A 17,475-nucleotide genomic window follows, 5' to 3' on the forward strand; every position below is an offset into this window, starting at 1 on the left:
TCAGACCGGAAAGGCGCGCTCGATTATCGCTTCGGCTTTCACGCCGGCGGGCAGTGTGCCGAACACGCGCCCCCATTGGTCGTCGAAGCGGCTGGCGATGAACGCGTCCGCGACCTCGGCGGGCGCGAATTCGCGCAGCAGGCGCGCCTGGATCAGCAGGATCAGGCGTTGCGCTTCGCGTCGCGCAGTGAATTCGAGCGTTTCGCCGTCTTGCCGCAAGGCACGCGGAATGGCTTCGAGATGGGGACGCAAACGCGCGTCGTCGCGGCAGACCGTGGCCAGATCGCCGATCAGGGCGCCCAGCGCGTCCGGCTCGCGGGCGACGGCGCGCAACATGTCGAGCGCCATGACGTTGCCCGAACCTTCCCAGATCGAGATCACCGGTGCTTCGCGATAGAGGCGTCCCATCGGGCTCTCGTCCATGTAGCCGTTGCCGCCGAACACTTCCATCGCCTCGCCGGCGAGTTCGATGCTGCGCTTGGCGACCCAGTACTTCGCCGCCGGTGTGACGATCCGTTTCCAGGCGCGCTGAAGCGGCGCGCTTTCGGTGTCTTCGGCCAGCGCGAAAGCTTCGGTCAGCCGCATCATCAACTGCGTCGCGGCCTCGCTTTCCAGCGCCATGTCGGCCAGGACGTTGCGCATCAGCGGCTGGTCCGCGAGACGCTTGCCGAATGCCTCGCGGCCGCGTGCATAGTGGATGGCCTGCACGAGCGCCTGCCGGATCGTACCGGCGCTGCCCATGACGCAGTTCAGGCGCGTGTACGACGCCATTTCGATGATGGTTGGAATGCCGCGTCCTTCTTCGCCGACCATGCGACCCCAGGCGCCCAGGAATTCGACCTCGCTGCTCGAATTGGAGCGATTGCCAACCTTCTCCTTCAGCCGCTGGATATGAATCGCGTTCTTGCTGCCGTCTGGGTGCCAGCGCGGCACGAAAAAGCAGGAAAGCCCGTTCTCCGTGCGCGCGAGCACGAGGTGCGCGTCGCACATGGGTGCCGAAAAGAACCATTTGTGCCCGGTGATTTCGTACTCCGCACCACGTCCTTCGCCGCGCAACGGCGTGGCGCGCGTGCTGTTGGCGCGCACGTCCGAACCACCCTGTTTCTCCGTCATGCCCATGCCGACGAGCATCGAAGACTTCTGTTCGAACGGAATGTCGCGCGCGTCGTAGGTGTGCGAATAAAGCTTCGGCGCAAGCTGCTCGAACAACTCGGGTTCCTTCTGCAGGACCGGAATGCAGGCGAAGGTCATCGAGTTCGGACATTGCGACCCCGGCTCGATCTGCCCATGCATCGAAAAGCCCGCGGCATAGGCGGCCCACGCGCCCGGCCGGGGATCGTTGAACGGCTGGGCGACGAGGTTCTGCTCGCGGGCCATGCTCATGAAGCCGTGCCACGCGGGGTGAAATTCCACGCGATCGATGCGATTGCCCTGGCGGTCGAAGGTGTGGAGTTCGGGTTTGAAGTGATGGGCGTCTTCGGCCATACGCAGGGAGGCTTCGTCGCCGAGCAGGGCGCCGTAGCGGGTGAGCTCGGCCTCGTGCACCGTCGCGCCGGCGCGGCGCACCGCTTCCTGCAAGGCGATGTCGCTGCTGTAGAGGTTATAATTTTTCAGGTCTGCCACGACATTCGTGACTTCGTGAGTCTTCCAGTTCATATCGCAAGCTCCCTTTCGTGATCCCCGATTCGTGCCGATGCAACGACACCGGATTCACGGAAAAGTGTAAGGACGACCTTCTGCCAGGGTGTTCGGATTTGAAAAACCTCGTGCCGCCGTCGCCCTCTCCCACGCCAGCGAAGCGCCGCCGGCCGGCCCAATCGCGTGCGCTGGCACGAGCCGCTGCCGCAGAGAGTGGACGCCCTGATCCATGCCCAGAGTGAAGCGCCCCTGGCCGAACCCGAACAGTGGGGCGCTCTCTTTCTGCTCGAGCGCCGCATTTCGGGTGCGGAGATCTATCGGGACGTCTACCGCGAGTTCGTGCAGATGTGGGAGAAGACGCTGACATGCGGGCCCGGATGGCCCGATCGCGCGCCGGCACCGGAGGCCGCGTTCACCGTCCATTCGATCGTTCACGGCCTCGTTACGCAGGCCCTGATGACCCGAACGATCCTGCCGGATATCGTCGCGATCAGACGGATGCTTCGCACGGCGGTGCACGGCTATCTCTCGGTGATCGCCCCGCACGCGTACCGGCTGTACCGCTTCGAAGAGCCGGCTTGACCCGGCAGCCGCGCAACGGCGCCTGCGCGCCGGGCGCGCGCCGGCTAAGGCCTGGTGAACTTCAACGTCATGCGATCCGATTCGCCGATCGCGGCATAGCGCGCCCGATCGGTGTCGCCGCCCTTGTAGGTCGGCGGCAGGGACCACACGCCGTGCGGGTAATCCTTCGTGTCGCGAGCATTGGCGTTGATTTCGCTGCGGCCGGCGAGTACGAAACCGGCTGCCTGCGCATGCTCGATCACGAAAGCTTCGGTCACGTAGCCGGTATCGATCATCTGCTGCACGGTCGTACCGGGCCGGGCGCGATGCTCTTCGACGCCGAGCGTTCCACCCGGCTTCAACGCGCGATAGAACGCACGGAGGTTTGCGTCGAGCTGGCCATCCTTCATCCAGTTATGGATGTTTCGAAACGTGAGTACGAAATCGAACCGCTCGACGGCATCGAAGCCCGTAAACGCGCCCGCGTGCAAGGTGCCGACTACGACGTTGCCATAGATTGCGGGGTTGCCCGCGAGCTTGCGCGAAAAAGCGGCATCGCCCGCGCGCGCCTCGGCGCTCAGTTCCGCCGACGGGCTGACGTATTGGGCTTCGTACAGATGACCCGCGTCGTGCAGCCAGGGCGCAAGAATATCCGTGTACCACCCGCCTCCCGGCGCGATCTCCAGGACCGTTTGCGTGGGGCCAATGCCGAAGAACGTCAGCGTTTCCTTCGGATGGCGATAGACGTCGCGCGCCCTGGCCTGTTCGCTGCGTTGCGAACCGCCGATTGCGGCATCGAGCGACGTGGTGGCAGGGGAAGACGCTTGCGAGGGGGCGGTGCAGCCCGCTACCGTCAGCGCGAGCAATGTCGCGGCGATAGCGACGGCACGCGGCAGCGAATATTTCGCGGGGGTCAGGCGTTGGTGGGTGGCGTTCATGGGCGCGACGCGAAGTTCGGATACATGACGATACGCGTTTTTATGGTCGAGTGCCGACGACTGCGAATTCAGACGGACCCGGTTCCCGCGATACGTCACGCGGAGAACGCCTCAAGGCGCTCGCGCAACAGTGCCTCCAGCCAGTCGGCGAAAACCTGTAGCCGCCGCGACAGATGCTGGCGGTGCTGATAAAGCAGTGTCATCGGCATGGGTGAGGCGCGCTGCGTGGGCAGCACTTCGACGAGTTCGCCCGCGCGCAGATGCGCTTCCACGTCGTAGGCGGGAATCTGGATCAGGCCGAGGCCCGCGAGGCAGCAGGCGATATACGCCTCGGCATTGTTCACCGTGACGCGGCCCGGCACGACCGTGGTGCGCGCGGTTTCGCCGTCGTGCCATTCCCATGGCGCGATGCGTCCGCTGGTAGGGGAAGCGTATTGCACGGCCAGGTGCGTCGCGAGGTCGGCGCTCGTGCGCGGCGTGCCATGGCGCGCGAGATAGGCGGGGCTCGCGACGTTGATGAGCGTGAGGTTGCCGATCGGCCGTGCGATCATGCTCGAATCGTTTAGCAGGCCTACACGCAGGGCGCAGTCGATGCGTTCCTCCACGAAGTTCACGGCGCGGTCCGTGCTGCCGAGTTCGATGTCGATCTTCGGCCACGCATCGAGAAAGACGGGCAGCGCGGGCGCGACCACGAGCCGTCCGATGCGGCCCGGCACGTCGACGCGCAGCTTGCCGCTCGGCCCCACGGCGCTCTGGCGGAACAGGTTCTCGGTGTCCTCGACGTCGGCGATGAGACGCAGGCAGCGCTCGTACAGCGCGGCGCCGTCCTGCGTGAGCGAGACGCTGCGGGTCGTGCGATGCAGGAGCCGTGCGCCCATGCGTCCCTCCAGTTCCTGCACGGCCGCCGATACCGACGAGCGCGGCAGGCCGAGCGTGTCGGCGGCGCGCGTGAAGTTTGCGCATTCCACGACTCGGGCGAATACGCGAAAGAGTTCGATTCGATCCACGAAGCTTCCCTGATGGTGTTGGCGAACGATATCACCGGGTTGAGCGCTTCGCGCGGAAGGCCGTCGCCAGATCAACGGTCCGTGGTCCCCGCCGCTTGATCGATTTTTGATGGGTTTGCGGCGTCGCCGGCATCGACCTTGTCGCTATCCTTCATGACGGAAGAGCGGTCGCGGTATGGCCGGCCGCACCTTTGCCGCAGAACCCGCACTCAATCAGGAGGAACAAGATGACAGGGAAGGTGGGCAGACGTATCCGCCTCGGGCTCGTGGGTGGCGGGCCGGGCTCGTTTATCGGGGAGACCCATCGAATCGCCGCGCGGCTCGACGGGCACTACGATATCGTTGCCGGCGCGCTGGCTTCGGACCCGGAGCGTTCGCGGCGCACCGGGCTGGAACTCGGCCTGGCGGCAGAGCGGGCCTATGGATCGTGGCGGGAAATGCTCGAGACCGAGGCAACTCGTGCCGACAAGATCGACGTTGTCGCTGTCATGACGCCAAACGACTCTCACCACGCCGTTTGCATGCTGGCCCTGGAGAAGGGGTTTCACGTCATTTGCGACAAGCCTCTCGCAACCGATACCCCGCAGGCCGAAGAAATTGCCCGGCAGGTGGCGCGCACCGGCGCCGAATTCTGCGTGACCTACTGCTATACGGGTTTCCCGATGGTTCGACAGGCGCGCGATATGGTGCTGCAGGGCGAAATCGGCGAAATACGCCAGATCCATCTTCAATACGTGCAGAGCTACCTGGCCGGGCACGAGTTGCCGGCGGCGTGGCGCACCGACTCGGCACGCGCGGGCAAGTCGCTGGTGTTGATGGACATCGGCACGCACGCGTTTCACCTGGGCGCATTCGTTACCGGCCTCACGGCCACGCGGATTTGCGCGGACGTGGGGTCCGCTATCCCGGGGCGCAAAGTCGACGATTACGTTGCCGCGCTATTGCGTTACGAAAACGGCGCGCGAGGCTCGCTTTGGGTCACGAATGCCGCCGCCGGCTCGGAACATGGGCTCAGCTTTCGCATTCACGGCGACAAGGGCGGCCTCGAATGGCATCAGGAGGAACCCAATCGCCTTATTCACCGAAGGCAGGGGGACTTCGAGCAGACCCTCACGCGGCGCACCGGCCCGCTGATGAGCGAGGGCGCCCAACGCTCGACGCGCATCGCGATCGGTCATCCCGAGGGCTACCTGGAGGCATTCGCCAATCTCTATACGGAGTTCGCGGCCAGGGTGGCAAGCCGGATTGTCGGGCACGACGAAGGACAACCGCATCCGCTTTCCCGGGTGTCTCGGACGGCGTCAAAGGGCTGGCGTTCGTCGACGCGGCCGTTGAAAGCGCGAGCGCCGGGGAGTGGCGCGACATTAAGTAAGGGACGGCAGGCTGAGATTTCAGCCTGCCTGTCGCCCGAATTCTGAATCTTCGGAGCTGGGCATGGGTGTTCCGCTGAGAGATCCAATTTGGAAGGGTAAGTAAATCAACGGGTTAGGATTATTTCTCCGTGCGGATGAGCGCTGGCATGGCTGCTGCTTTATAGCCGTCCGGCGGCCTTGGGGCCGTCGTTCCCATATGCCAGAACAAGCTCCGGAAGCGCGATGCGATCCGGTCGCGAATACGAAGGAGACATTCCGTGCGAAACAGTGCGCCCGCATCCGCCTCGTCCCCGGCGCTGCCCGATCAGAGCCCCGCCACCCGGGATCGCTTCTGGCCGGAGGGCTGGTGGAAGCTGATGGAAATCCGCATCGGCATCATTCCGCTGCCGATTTACGTGATCCTGGCCGCGCTCATCGCCGGTTTTGCGGTTAGCGGCAAGGTGCCTGGCGAGATCTCGATGTCCATCGCGGTGCTCGCCTTCTTCGGCTTCACCTGCGCCGAGTTCGGCAAGCGCCTGCCGCTGTTGCGCAATATCGGCGCGGCCGCGATCCTCGCGACCTTCGTGCCGTCGGCTCTCACGTACTACCACGTGTTGCCGAAGCCGGTGCAGCAACTGACGGTGGATTTCACGAAGCAGACGAACTTCCTCTACCTGTTCATCGCGTCGATCATCGTCGGCAGCATTCTGAGCATGGACCGGCGCGTGCTCATCCAGGGCTTCCTGAAGATCTTCATCCCGCTCGCGGCGGGTACGGTCGCCGCGACGATCGTCGGTACCGCAGTCGGCGCCGCGCTCGGCCTCGGCGTCAAACATACGCTGCTCTTCATCGTCGTGCCGATCATGGCAGGCGGCGTGGGCGAAGGCGCGATCCCGCTCTCGGTCGGTTACTCGGAAATCATGCACGTGGCGCAGGGCGGCCTGTTCGCGCAGGTGTTGCCTCCGGTGATGCTCGGCAGCCTCATGGCCATCGTTCTTGCCGGCCTGCTCGACATGCTCGGCAAGCGCTTGCCGCATCTGACCGGCAATGGCCGGCTGCAGGTTGGCGAGACCGGAGAAATGGCGCCGTCGAACGAGGAGTCGCGCGTGCACATCGACGTTGGCCACATTGCCGCCGCCGGCATCACGGCGATCACGCTCTACCTGATCGGGCTCATGGCGCACAGGCTGTTCGGTCTGCCCGCGCCAGTCGCCATGCTGTTCCTTGCCGTGCTCGTGAAGCTCGCACGCGCGGTTTCGCCGCCGCTGCAGGAGGGGGCGTTCGTGGTCTACCGGTTCTTCTCGACGGCGGTCACCTATCCGCTGCTGTTCGCGATCGGCGTGGCGATGACACCGTGGGACAAGCTGATGGCGGCGTTCACGCTCGTCAACGTGGTGACGATTGCCGCGACGGTCGTGACGCTGATGGGCACGGGTTTCGTGGTCGGCCGCCTGATGAAGATGTACCCTATCGACACCGCCATCGTGAACGCCTGCCACAGCGGCCAGGGCGGCACCGGCGACGTCGCGATCCTGACCGCTGCCAACCGGATGCAGTTGATGCCGTTCGCGCAGATCGCCACGCGTATCGGCGGCGCGATCGTCGTCACGGTGACGCTCATCCTGGTCGCGCATTTCGGCGGATGAGGCCTATGGGGAGGGACTCTCGCGATGGCGGCGCCGGCGCAGCCGCGCCACCCGACGAAGGGCATCGATGAGGGCAAACGTGCCGAAGCGCTATAAGGGAATCGCGTGGTGGGGATGGGCGGCGGCCGCCGCGCTGTACGTGGGAGCCGCCACCGCCGCGGTCGCGTTTGCGTGGGACCGCGCAATCGATGCGCTCGCCGACACCGGCGAGCATCGGCTCGATCTTTATTCGGCCAGCCTGACGAGCGGGCTCGGGCGCTTCGAGATGATGCCCGCGCTCGTGGCGCGGCAGGATAGCGTGCGCGCGCTGCTGAAGGCGTCACCGAATGCGGTACCCGGCTTGTCGCGCACGGTCGATGCGTATCTGGAAGCCGCCAATCGCGACGCCGGCAGCGGCGCGGCCTACGTGATCGATGTCCACGGCTCGGTGATTGCCGCGAGCAACTGGAACCAGTCGCTCAGCTTCGTGGGCACGAACGTGTCGTACCGTCCGTACTTCCAGGACGCACTTGCGCGCGGCAGTGGCCGCTTCTTCGGCATCGGCACGAACACCGGTATTCCCGGGTTGTATTTTGCGAACGCGGTGCTCGACGCCGGCAAGGCGGTGGGCGCCGTGGCCGTCAAGGTCAGCGTGGACGAACTCGAATCGGCGTGGCGCATTCCCGGCGAGGCGGCGATGGTTGTCGACGGCAACGGCGTGATCGTGATCTCGACCGTGCCCGCATGGAAATTCACCGCCATGCGGGCGATCACGGCGCAGCAGCAGCGCGAGATTCAGGCGACGCGGCAATACGCGGGCCGCACCGTGGAGGCGCTGCGCTACCGGCGCGTGGGCGACTGGAACAGCGCCGCGTGGTTCGGCATGTTTCCCGACCTGCGCCGCGCGGGCCGCACCGCCCGCTATCTCGTGATGTCGCGACCGGCGCCGCAGGGGCACGACACGATCATGGTGCTCCTCGATACCGAAGGCGCACGGCGGCAGCAGCGCGTGGCATTCGCGTTCGTAACCGGTGTGTTCCTGATCGCCGTGCTCTATGCGCTCTACGCGGTTCAGCGCCGGCGGACGATTCAGGAAAAGCTCAAGACGCAGGAAGCGTTGCGCAGTGCGAACGATCGGCTCGAAACGACGGTCGCTCAACGCACCGCCGCGCTGACCGAAGCGAACGCGAGGATGCAGCAAGAGATCGCCGAACGCGAGCACACCGAGCAGCGTCTGCGCGCGACGCAGCAGGAGGTCGTGCATGCCGGCAAGCTTGCGGTGATCGGCCAACTGGCGGCGGGTCTCACGCACGAGTTGAACCAGCCGCTCGTCGCGATCCGTACGCTCTGTGACAACGCGCGCACGTTCTTCGAGCGTAATCAGCCCGCGCAGGCAATCGCCAATCTGGAGCGTGTTGGCCGACTCGTCGACAGCATGGCGGTGCTCACGGGCGAGTTGAAGGCGTTCGCGCGCAAGCCTGAGTTCGAGCGCGTCGCGGTGTCGCTCGACGAGGCAGTGGCGCACGCGCGGCTCATCTACGAGTCGCGGATTCGCGACGAAGGGGTACGGCTCGAAGTGCGGATTCCCCTCGGCACGACCGTGTATGCGGAGTCGAGCCAGCTTCAGCAGGCCATCGTCAACCTGCTTGGCAACGCGCTCGACGCGGTTCGCGACGCGAGCACGCGTATCGTCACGATCGACGCAAACGAGGGCGATTCGCCAGGCCATGTGCGCTTCACGATTGCCGATAGTGGCCCGGGTATCGCGCCGGAAGTGCTCGCTCATCTGTTCGAGCCGTTCGTCACGACGAAGCCGCGCGGGCAGGGTCTCGGGCTTGGGCTTGCGATCACGTCGCGTATCGTCGAAGGGTTCGGCGCGAAGATCGCCGCGGCTAACGGTGACGGCGGTGGCGATGCGGGCGGCGCCAGGTTCACTATCGAATTCGCGGCGGCCGAGCCGCAAAGGTCAGAGCATGGAAGATGAGATTCGGGTGCTGGTGGTCGAGGACGACGAAAATGTCCGGATCGGCGTGGAGCAGGCCGTCGCGCTGGCAGGCTTTCCGGTGAGCGCCTACGCGTCGGCGGCCGATGCGTGCGCCGACATTGCGCCGGGCGCGCCGATCGTGGTGGTGTCCGACGTGCGGATGCCCGGCATGGACGGGCTGCAACTGCTCGACCGCGTGATGGCGGTCGACGCACAGATTCCCGTTCTGCTGATCAGCGGGCATGCGGACATTTCGACGGCGGTGGGCGCGATGCGAGTGGGCGCCTACGATTTCATCGAGAAGCCGTTTTCGTCCGAAGTGATCGCCGCCAGGGTGGCACGCGCGGTCGAGAAACGCCGGCTGACACGGGAAGTCGAGGGGCTGCGCGCGTCGCTGCGCAACCGGCAGGGGATCGAGGCACTGGTGCTGGGCAACTCGGCGGCGATGGCGGAAGTCCGCAAGAAGATCCTGCGGCTTGCGGATACGTCCGTGTCGGTGCTGATCACCGGCGAGACCGGCACCGGTAAGGAACTGATTGCACGCAGCCTGCACGACTTCAGCGGACGGCGCGACGCGCATTTCGTCGCGCTGAACTGCGGCGGTTTGCCCGAGCAGGTGTTCGAGAGCGAATTGTTCGGTCACGAGACCGGCGCGTTCACGGGTGCGATCAAGAAGCGGGTGGGCAAGATCGAGTGGGCGAACGGCGGCACGCTGTTTCTCGACGAGATCGAGACGATGCCGGTTCCGCTTCAGGTCAAGATGCTGCGGGTGTTGCAGGAGCGCGTGATCGAGCGGCTTGGCGCAAACGAGCTGATTCCCGTCGATTGCCGGTTTGTCGCGGCTTCGAAGGCCGACCTCGTCGACCTTTCATCCGACGGTCGCTTCCGTGAGGATCTGCTGTACCGGCTCAACGTTGCGCAGATCGAACTGCCGCCGTTGCGCGAGCGGCGCGAGGACGTGCCCTTGCTGTTCGAGCACTTCGTGCTCGCGGCCGCGCGCCGCTTCGGCACGGCGGCACCGGTCGTGACGGCTGCGCAGTTGTCCGAACTGATGACCCATGCGTGGCCCGGCAATGTGCGCGAACTGCAGAACGTTGCGGATCGCTTCGTGCTGGGGCTGACCGGCGACAGCCTGCTCTCCGCGGCCACGGCCGCGGGCGCCACGAAAGGCGGCACGCTGCCGGAGCAGCTCGCGCATTTCGAGCGGTTGCTGATCGAGGAAGCGCTGCGACGTCATTACGGAAACGTTGCGGAGGCAAGCGCCGAGCTCGGCATGCCGAAGAAGACCCTTTATCACAAGCTCCGTCAATTGAAGCTTGCGGCCCGGGATTGGCAGGGTGAAGAAAAGGAAGCCTAAATAGACGCGAATGCCGCGTTTCATGCGCTGGAACGCGTGGGTGGAACGGTGCGCCGCAGAGGTCGTATCTTTGGCAGCAGGCCGCGGTCGAGGACGGACTGGTCGGAGGCGAGTACGTCTCCCGGGTTCAGCGTGTTTCAGGCCCGCTGCATGGCGAATTCGGTCAGGACCTCGCAGAGCACCTCGACGGCCTGCGGCGTGACGGCGTTGTAGAGCGATGCGCGCAAACCGCCGAGCGAGCGGTGCCCGTCGAGTCCCACGAGGCCGCGCGCGGCGGCGGCCTCGATAAAGGCCCGATCGAGCCGTGCGTCGCCGAACGTGAACGCGGCATTCATGTGCGAGCGCCAAGGCCGCGCTGCGTGTACCGTCAAGACGTCGCTCATTTCGTCGAGCACGCCGTACAGACGCGCTGCTTTTGCTTCGTTGATGCGCTGCATGGCGGCCAGCCCGCCGATGTCGTCGCGCAACCAGCGCGTGATCAGCGTCAGCACATAGATGGCGAACACGGGCGGCGTGTTGTAGTTCGAGCCGTGCGTGATCTGGGTGCGGAAGTCGAGGATGTGCGGCAGGCCGCCGGGGATGCGCGCAAGCAGTTCGCGGTCCATCAGCGCGACCGTCACGCCGGCCGGACCGAGATTCTTCTGCGCGTGCGCGTAGATCATCGCAAAGCGCTCCGCGGCGATCGGCTTCGAAAGAAAGTCCGAGGACATGTCCGCGATCAGCGGGACCGGCACATCGTGCGCGGGCACGGGGAACTGCAGGCCTTCGATCGTCTCGTTCGAAACGTAGTGGAGATAGGCGGCGCGGCGATCGACGTTTAGCTGCTCCAGCGCCGGTAACTCGCGAAACCCGGTGCGCTGCCCGTCCCAGGCGACGCGGCACGCGCCTACTCGGCCCGCTTCGGCGGACGCGCGAGCGCTCCAGTAGCCGGAGTTCACATACTCGGGCGGCGCGTAGCCTGGGGTCGCGAAGTTCATCGGCACCGTTGCGAACAACAGGCTGCTGCCGCCTTGCAGGAAGGTCACCGCGTAGCGGTCGGACAGGCCGAGCAGATCGCGGATATTGCGCTCGGCTTCCGCGAGGATCGCGAGGAACCAGTCGGACCGATGGCTCATGCCCAGCACCGAAACGCCTGTTTCCGGCAAGGCGACGATCGAATCGCGCGTTTGTGCCAGCACGGTGGCAGGCAGCGCACCGGGACCGGCGGAGAAATTCAGGGCGTTGGCGTGCATGGTTCGTGGGTCGAGTCCAGCCGTCGAGGACGGTCGATCATTCGCCCGGACAGTAACGAAGTGCAGACAGCGTAGCAGAGCGCCATCACGACCAACGCGACGAGGTGAGGGGAAAACAGGGGCTAGTTTCGGGAAACGAGGAGTGCCCGAACGACAAGCATGGCACGTTCCCCGCGTGCGCCCGGCCTGATTCGGCCTGAACGTTCGAGCTCGACGAGCCCATGAAGGGCTGCCCAGAACGTCTCGGTCACGTCGTCGACATCGACGCAGAACGGCGTGACGACCGCCACCAGCGCATCGAAAGCGGCTCGCAGTTCCGGTCGGGTTTCCGTCTCGGCGAAGCGCAGATTCGTCGGGAGGACAAACATGGCCTCGTAGAGCGCAGGACAACGTAACGCAAAGTCGAGATAGGCCATGGCGACATTCTCGAGGGCGTTTCGTTGTCCGCTCGATCCGCGCGCCGCTTCCCGAAGCGCTACGGTGAACTCCTGGAAACCCTCCACTGCAACTGCGCCAACAATCGCGTCCCTGTTCCTGAAATGCGAATAGAGGACTGGCTGGCTGTATTCGATCTCTTCGGCCAGACGGCGAACCGTTACGGCATCCCATCCCTCGCGCTCTGCGATCACGCGTGCTGCCGCGACAATGCGGGCCTCGCGCTCGGCCCGTTGCCTGCCTTTCCGCTCCGCGATACTCAACCTTCGCTCTCCCCGACCAGGACGGCCGACGTGCCACACGATGTTACAGAAGCTCGATAATCTAGCATTGCTAGATTATATTATATCGGTACGAAACAGACGTGAGACACGGCGATGCACTGGCTTGCGATCGGTCTGCCGCTCCCTGAAAACGGCGCCAACGTCGCCTGGCGGCTTCTCCTCAAGGGAGTGCGCGACGTTGCATCGGGATTGGCAGTCCTGACGTTCATGGCGCGGGGCAGCCCTCGCGCGGTTGGCCAATCGCGATCCGCGAGGCCTGAATACGAGCCGCTATTGCGATACGCTCAACAGACGTTTCAGAACATACGCTCAAGTTATCCGCCTTGGTTTTGCAAGAGGGCGACCAATTCGTCCCGCGTGACCGGGTGGGTGGCTACGTTGCCTGCTTCATAGCTGTGCGTCAGATGGACGGACGTCAGGGAATTTACCAAGTTTTCCTGAATTGGCTGCCGTGCCACTCTATGTACCAGTGCCATTTCCTATGGAGACAGGCATGCAAGCCAAGACGCTCAAGAATGCCAGGGTCGCCGCTTTTCTGAATCGGTCGGCGCTGTGTCTGCTGATATCGCCGGTGGCGTGTCTTTTCTGGGCGCTCCATGCCTACCCCCCAAGGGATGCATGCTTGCTATGCCTCATCCTGGCAACGTATCTCTGGCCTTTCGCAGGAGTCCTTTTTTTAGTCTCGGCCGGATTCCACGTCGACACCGCCGGTCAGCCGCGCAGAAAGGGTATCCGGTGGCGCGAGGCTCATGGGCACTAACTGGCGCGTGTGCCGGTCTTCAGGGTAGTCCGCCGTAGCGGCTCAAATAAGCGCCTCCTGTCAACGGGAGGCCTTTGAGCCGAGGCTACCCGTTTCGCCGATGCGCGTCAGCGGATCCGGAAAATCGATTGAACCGACAAGGGCGCGCAGCCAGGCGAGGCGCCGCGCTCCGTCGGCAGAACTGGCTGTCTGGTGAAACAGTTACAAGATAGGTATTGACGCTGGCCCACCCAGCGGGTAATGTGCGGCTCGAAGTTCAAGAAGTTCGATTGCTGTTCATCAATTGCTCGCTCCTCGGCGGTATTCGTTGTCCTCTCCCTCCTTGAAGCTTCACACTCTCTTTAATAGAGCAAATTTTCGTATTTTTTCTCCAGGATTCTTCATGGATACCGGTACCGTCAAGTGGTTCAACGACAGCAAAGGCTTTGGCTTCATCACCCCGGACAAGGGCGGCGACGACCTGTTCGCGCATTTCTCCGAAATCAGGGGCGAAGGCTTCAAGACGCTGGCTGAAAATCAGAAGGTGAGCTTCGAAACGAAGCAAGGCCCGAAGGGGCTGCAAGCGGCTAACATCAAGCCGCTGTAAGGTTGAAGGACCCGGCCTCCCTCAACGGATGCCGGGTTGCAGCGACACCCTCGCGGAGCTTTGCCTCCCTCAGTTGGCGCGATCGCTCCTCACTGGCATCGGTTTATTGAGCAGCTTGCCAGGCGCCATACGTCTCGTTGTGCCTCATTCTTCCCTTAGGCTTCAACGCCATTTTTCGTGTTTCGACGGCTTCGGAATTCGGTCCGAATGGCCTTGAATCGGCGCACCCTTGCACTTTTCGCACGGCACGCGCGCACTTAAATATCATTAAAATTAAAATGCAAAACAAACGAATTCAACAATACAACGGCTATGCCGTCCAATCCTCGGCGCATCGTTTGCCCGACGGTAGTTTTTCGTCCAACCTGCTGCTCGAATGCATCGATAGCGCGCGAGCCGAAGGCCGCTACTGGTTCTATTCGCTCGATTACTTCAAGAGTGAAGAGCAGGCGTTACAGCACTCGACCCAATGGGCACGCAACTGGGTCGACACGCGAGGTTGAAGACGACGCTACGGTTCGAAACACCCAACGCCTCTGAGGCACCAGGGCGGGTGCAACAAAACCTGCCCAAACATCACGCGGGATCCCGAACTGCGCATCGCCGGCACCGAAAACCGGTACCGCTCACATAGCTGACAACGCTCCTTTCCTTCTGGCCCCGCCGATAGTGGCAGGGCAGATGGCGGTCTTCGGTTACAATACGGGATTAGTTCGCTTCGCACAGCACCGAAAAGACGCGTGCTAGTTAGTCGCGAATCTTCCTTTGATTGATAGTCCCGTGAGGCTGGCGATAACCGTGCTCGCTGGACTACACGCTCCGACTCGCATCGAACCGGTATTGCGAGCCGCCGCATCTGACCGATCCCCGCGTACCTGATTCGCCGCCCGGACACGGTGGTGTCCATGACTTCCAGGACGCGAGGGCTGCCCAGCATTTCATGCTTCCCACGAATGCGCGAGCGCGTGTCGATCAACGCTCGCGGCTTCTTTCTCAACGCGGCGTCTGACTGAGCCCGTGTCGCGCCAATTGATCAGGAACCTTTGAATGGCCAAAGAAGAACTGCTGGAACTCGACGGTATCGTTGAAGAAGTGCTGCCAGACAGCCGCTACCGCGTCACGCTCGACAATGGCGTGGTGGTCGGGGCGTACGCGTCCGGTCGCATTCGCAAGAATCACATTCGCATCCTTGCAGGCGATCGGGTAACGCTGGAGCTTTCGGTGTACGACCTGACGAAAGGACGCATCAATTTTCGACATAAGGATGAACGGAGCGGCGGCGCAACGCAAAGAACCGCATTTCGCCGTCGTTGACGGCGCGATACGCGACCGTCGGGTGTGACCCTGAACTGTGCCAGGACGCTGCGCGCACATCCACATCACCATTAGCCATTGCGGCCGGATCTCGACCAAGGAAAAAATTGACTACTGTAATTCTGAAACCCGACGAGCCCGTGGAAGTTGCATTACGCCGTTTCCGTCGCGCGATCGAACGCACCGGCTTGATTCCGGAGCTTCGTGCCCGGACAGCCTATGAAAAACCTACCGCAGAACGCAAGCGCAAAAAGGCTGCTGCAGTGGCACGCCTGCGCAAGCAGATCAAACGGTCGTTGCCGCCGAAGAAGCGGTACTGATCGGAAACTCCCGGGCAGCCTGCTGAAGCGGCTGTCTGGTCCCAGCCGGGTGTCTCGTGTAACCTCCGCCTGGGGCCGGTTCTGATCTGGACCGAGTGGCCGGTTGAATCCGCCTTCGCATATCGGCCACTTAATTTTCTGCGATCGATAGACCGCTCCGGGTCGACAACGGGCCAACGCCCGTTACTTACTTCTGTAGTCCTAAGTATTCAGCGCTCGGGCGGAAAGTTCGGAGTCGTGCGGACCCGCCGGCGAATGTTTTAACGCCACGTGAATCGCCAGTTCGGCGTTGCGCGGCATGGTTCGCTGCCACGCAAACGAGCATCAAAAAACTGTTCGCCATTCCTGGATGGTGATTCCAGAATCATCCGCTTTATGCCCGATTCCTGGCCGATATCATCATCGGCAACAGGAGGCCGCATCGGGCGGCGTCCGGCACGGAGGAACGGCTCATGGCAAACCACAGCATCGAAGGCAAAACGGTTCTCATCGCGGGTGGCGCGAAGAATCTGGGCGGACTGATCGCGCGCGATCTGGCCGCGCACGGTGCGAAGGCGGTGGCGATCCACTACAACAGCGCGGGCACGCAAGCGGCCGCCGACGAAACGGTCGCAGCGCTGAAGGCGGCCGGCGCGCAGGCCGCGGCGTTGCAGGCCGATCTCAGCTCGGCCGCGGCAGTCGAAAAGCTGTTTGCCGACACGGTAGCCGCCGTCGGGCGCCCGGACATCGCGATCAATACGGTGGGCAAGGTGTTGAAGAAGCCGTTCGTCGAGATCACGGAGGCGGAATACGACGAAATGGCCGCCGTGAATTCGAAGACCGCATTCTTCTTTCTGCGCGAAGCGGGCAAGCACCTGAACGACAACGGCAAGATCGTGACGCTGGTGACATCGTTGCTTGGTGCGTTCACGCCGTTCTATGCAGCCTATGCCGGCATGAAGGCGCCCGTGGAACACTTTACGCGGGCGGCGGCGAAGGAGTTCGGCGCGCGCGGGATTTCGGTGACGGCCGTGGGCCCCGGCCCCATGGACACACCGTTCTTCTATCCCGCCGAAGGTGCCGATGCGGTGGCCTATCACAAGACCGCGGCCGCATTGTCGGCGTTTTCGAAAACGGGGCTGACCGACATCGGGGACGTCGTGCCGTTCATCCGCCATCTCGTGAGCGACGGTTGGTGGATCACCGGCCAGACCATCCTGATCAACGGCGGCTATACGACGAAGTGAGCGCGACGAAGTAAGCGCGGCGAAGTGCCCGGCGCCAGCGCCGCCGGGCATCTGACGGGATCCGGGCGCGCGGAACGGGCAGAATGACGGCATCGTCTTCTATCCGTCCGGAGCGTTCGATGAGTGTCTCGCGATGGCTGTGTCTCCTGGTGGCCTGGTGCATGGCCATTCCTGCGCCTTCCGCCCTGGCACAGAGTCAGGGCGCAGGAGCGTTGCCCGCGGCCGCGCCGGCGGTCGTCTATGTGAGCGACTTCGAACTCGATACGGCCGACGTCACGCCCGATACCAATCCCGTGGATCAGGCGCACCGCATTGTCGGCAACATTCTGCCCGGCGGCGGTCTGCTGCACCGTCGCAACCCCGAGATGACCGCGCCCCAGATCGTTTCCACGATGGCGCAGACGGTCGTGGACGACCTGCGCAAGAAGGGCATCGATGCGCGCCGGCTGCCCGCGGGCGATCCCAGGCCGGCGCAGGGCTGGCTCGTGCGCGGCGTGTTCCTGAGCGTGGACGAAGGCAACCGCGTGCGGCGCGCGATGGTGGGCTTCAACTCGGGCAAGAGCCAGTTCGAGGTGGCTTTCGCCGCCGACGATCTGGCCACCCAGACATCCACGCCGCTCTATCAGGAAGTCGAGGGCCAGTCGGGCCAGCACGTGCCGGGTGCGGTCGTCGCGCTCAATCCCTATGTCGCGATCGCGAAGTTTGCCCTGTCGCGCGGCGACGAGAAGAAGGCGCTCGCGAACGCGGCGGGCCAGGTGGCCGATGCCGTTGTGGCGAAGGTACGGCCCGCGCCATGACGGGAGGCCATGAATGAACGTGCCTGCGTCTATGAACCCGGGCTCATGGCAATCGCCCG

The 17,475-nt window shown here is 63.9% G+C and carries 16 protein-coding genes; 11 read left to right on the plus strand and 5 right to left on the minus strand.

All coding sequences use genetic code 11. From position 1 onward, the window contains the following. A complete protein-coding gene (locus tag V8683_RS26420) occupies nucleotides 1–1,656 on the minus strand; it encodes an acyl-CoA dehydrogenase family protein (RefSeq protein WP_411193393.1) in 1,656 nt (551 codons plus the stop codon). 195 nt (nucleotides 1,657–1,851) lie between these two features. Between V8683_RS26420 and V8683_RS26425 the strand changes: the two genes are divergently transcribed. After that, nucleotides 1,852–2,220, plus strand: a complete 369-nt coding sequence (locus tag V8683_RS26425) for a hypothetical protein (protein WP_411193392.1) — start codon at nucleotides 1,852–1,854, stop codon at nucleotides 2,218–2,220. Nucleotides 2,221–2,264: 44 nt separating this feature from the next. Here the strand turns inward: V8683_RS26425 and V8683_RS26430 are convergent, their stop codons facing one another. Then, the gene (locus tag V8683_RS26430) at nucleotides 2,265–3,137 is read right to left on the minus strand and encodes a class I SAM-dependent methyltransferase (protein ID WP_411193391.1); all 873 of its coding nucleotides are present in this window, start codon (nucleotides 3,135–3,137) and stop codon (nucleotides 2,265–2,267) included. Between the two features lie 95 nt (nucleotides 3,138–3,232). Next, the gene (locus tag V8683_RS26435; protein ID WP_411193390.1) at nucleotides 3,233–4,144 is read right to left on the minus strand and encodes a LysR family transcriptional regulator; all 912 of its coding nucleotides are present in this window, start codon (nucleotides 4,142–4,144) and stop codon (nucleotides 3,233–3,235) included. A gap of 191 nt (nucleotides 4,145–4,335) precedes the next feature. Between V8683_RS26435 and V8683_RS26440 the strand changes: the two genes are divergently transcribed. From V8683_RS26440 to V8683_RS26455, 4 genes are all read left to right on the plus strand, one after another. Continuing rightward, a complete protein-coding gene (locus V8683_RS26440) occupies nucleotides 4,336–5,562 on the plus strand; it encodes a Gfo/Idh/MocA family protein (RefSeq protein WP_411193389.1) in 1,227 nt (408 codons plus the stop codon). 251 nt (nucleotides 5,563–5,813) lie between these two features. Then, nucleotides 5,814–7,142, plus strand: a complete 1,329-nt coding sequence (locus tag V8683_RS26445) for a 2-hydroxycarboxylate transporter family protein (RefSeq protein WP_411193580.1) — start codon at nucleotides 5,814–5,816, stop codon at nucleotides 7,140–7,142. Between the two features lie 67 nt (nucleotides 7,143–7,209). Beyond that, on the plus strand, nucleotides 7,210–9,105 hold the full coding sequence (locus tag V8683_RS26450; protein WP_411193388.1) for an ATP-binding protein: 1,896 nt from the start codon (nucleotides 7,210–7,212) through the stop codon (nucleotides 9,103–9,105). After that, nucleotides 9,095–10,462, plus strand: coding sequence for a sigma-54-dependent transcriptional regulator (locus V8683_RS26455; protein WP_411193387.1), 1,368 nt, complete (start codon nucleotides 9,095–9,097; stop codon nucleotides 10,460–10,462). The genes V8683_RS26450 and V8683_RS26455 overlap by 11 nt, the downstream gene beginning before the upstream one ends. Nucleotides 10,463–10,599: 137 nt before the next feature. Here V8683_RS26455 and serC read toward each other — a convergent pair whose 3' ends face one another. Together serC and V8683_RS26465 are read right to left on the minus strand one after the other, a co-directional pair. Beyond that, entirely contained in the window at nucleotides 10,600–11,694 is a 1,095-nt protein-coding gene (gene serC, locus V8683_RS26460; RefSeq protein WP_411193386.1) for a 3-phosphoserine/phosphohydroxythreonine transaminase, read from the minus strand. A 122-nt stretch (nucleotides 11,695–11,816) separates the two neighbouring features. Continuing rightward, nucleotides 11,817–12,392, minus strand: a complete 576-nt coding sequence (locus V8683_RS26465; RefSeq protein ID WP_411193385.1) for a TetR/AcrR family transcriptional regulator — start codon at nucleotides 12,390–12,392, stop codon at nucleotides 11,817–11,819. A 1,163-nt stretch (nucleotides 12,393–13,555) separates the two neighbouring features. On the opposite strand from V8683_RS26465, the gene V8683_RS26470 reads away from it, so the two are divergent. The 6 genes from V8683_RS26470 (at nucleotide 13,556) to V8683_RS26495 (ending at nucleotide 17,416) form a co-directional block, all read left to right on the plus strand. Next, complete coding sequence (locus tag V8683_RS26470) at nucleotides 13,556–13,759, plus strand: cold-shock protein (protein ID WP_411193384.1); 204 nt, start codon at nucleotides 13,556–13,558, stop codon at nucleotides 13,757–13,759. A 278-nt stretch (nucleotides 13,760–14,037) separates the two neighbouring features. Then, nucleotides 14,038–14,262 carry a hypothetical protein gene (locus V8683_RS26475; RefSeq protein WP_411193383.1) on the plus strand — a complete coding sequence of 75 codons (225 nt, stop codon included), beginning with the start codon at nucleotides 14,038–14,040 and terminating at the stop codon, nucleotides 14,260–14,262. A 544-nt stretch (nucleotides 14,263–14,806) separates the two neighbouring features. Continuing rightward, on the plus strand, nucleotides 14,807–15,073 hold the full coding sequence (gene infA / locus V8683_RS26480; RefSeq protein WP_411193382.1) for a translation initiation factor IF-1: 267 nt from the start codon (nucleotides 14,807–14,809) through the stop codon (nucleotides 15,071–15,073). Nucleotides 15,074–15,180: 107 nt separating this feature from the next. Further along, entirely contained in the window at nucleotides 15,181–15,393 is a 213-nt protein-coding gene (gene rpsU, locus V8683_RS26485) for a 30S ribosomal protein S21 (RefSeq protein WP_091997207.1), read from the plus strand. Nucleotides 15,394–15,845: 452 nt separating this feature from the next. After that, nucleotides 15,846–16,619, plus strand: coding sequence for an SDR family oxidoreductase (locus V8683_RS26490; protein ID WP_411193381.1), 774 nt, complete (start codon nucleotides 15,846–15,848; stop codon nucleotides 16,617–16,619). A gap of 119 nt (nucleotides 16,620–16,738) precedes the next feature. Further along, nucleotides 16,739–17,416: a DUF4410 domain-containing protein gene (locus tag V8683_RS26495; protein WP_411193380.1), complete on the plus strand. Its 678-nt coding sequence runs from the start codon at nucleotides 16,739–16,741 to the stop codon at nucleotides 17,414–17,416. The last annotated feature ends 59 nt before the right edge of the window (nucleotides 17,417–17,475 follow it).

The organism is Paraburkholderia sp. AV2 (assembly GCF_054968425.1).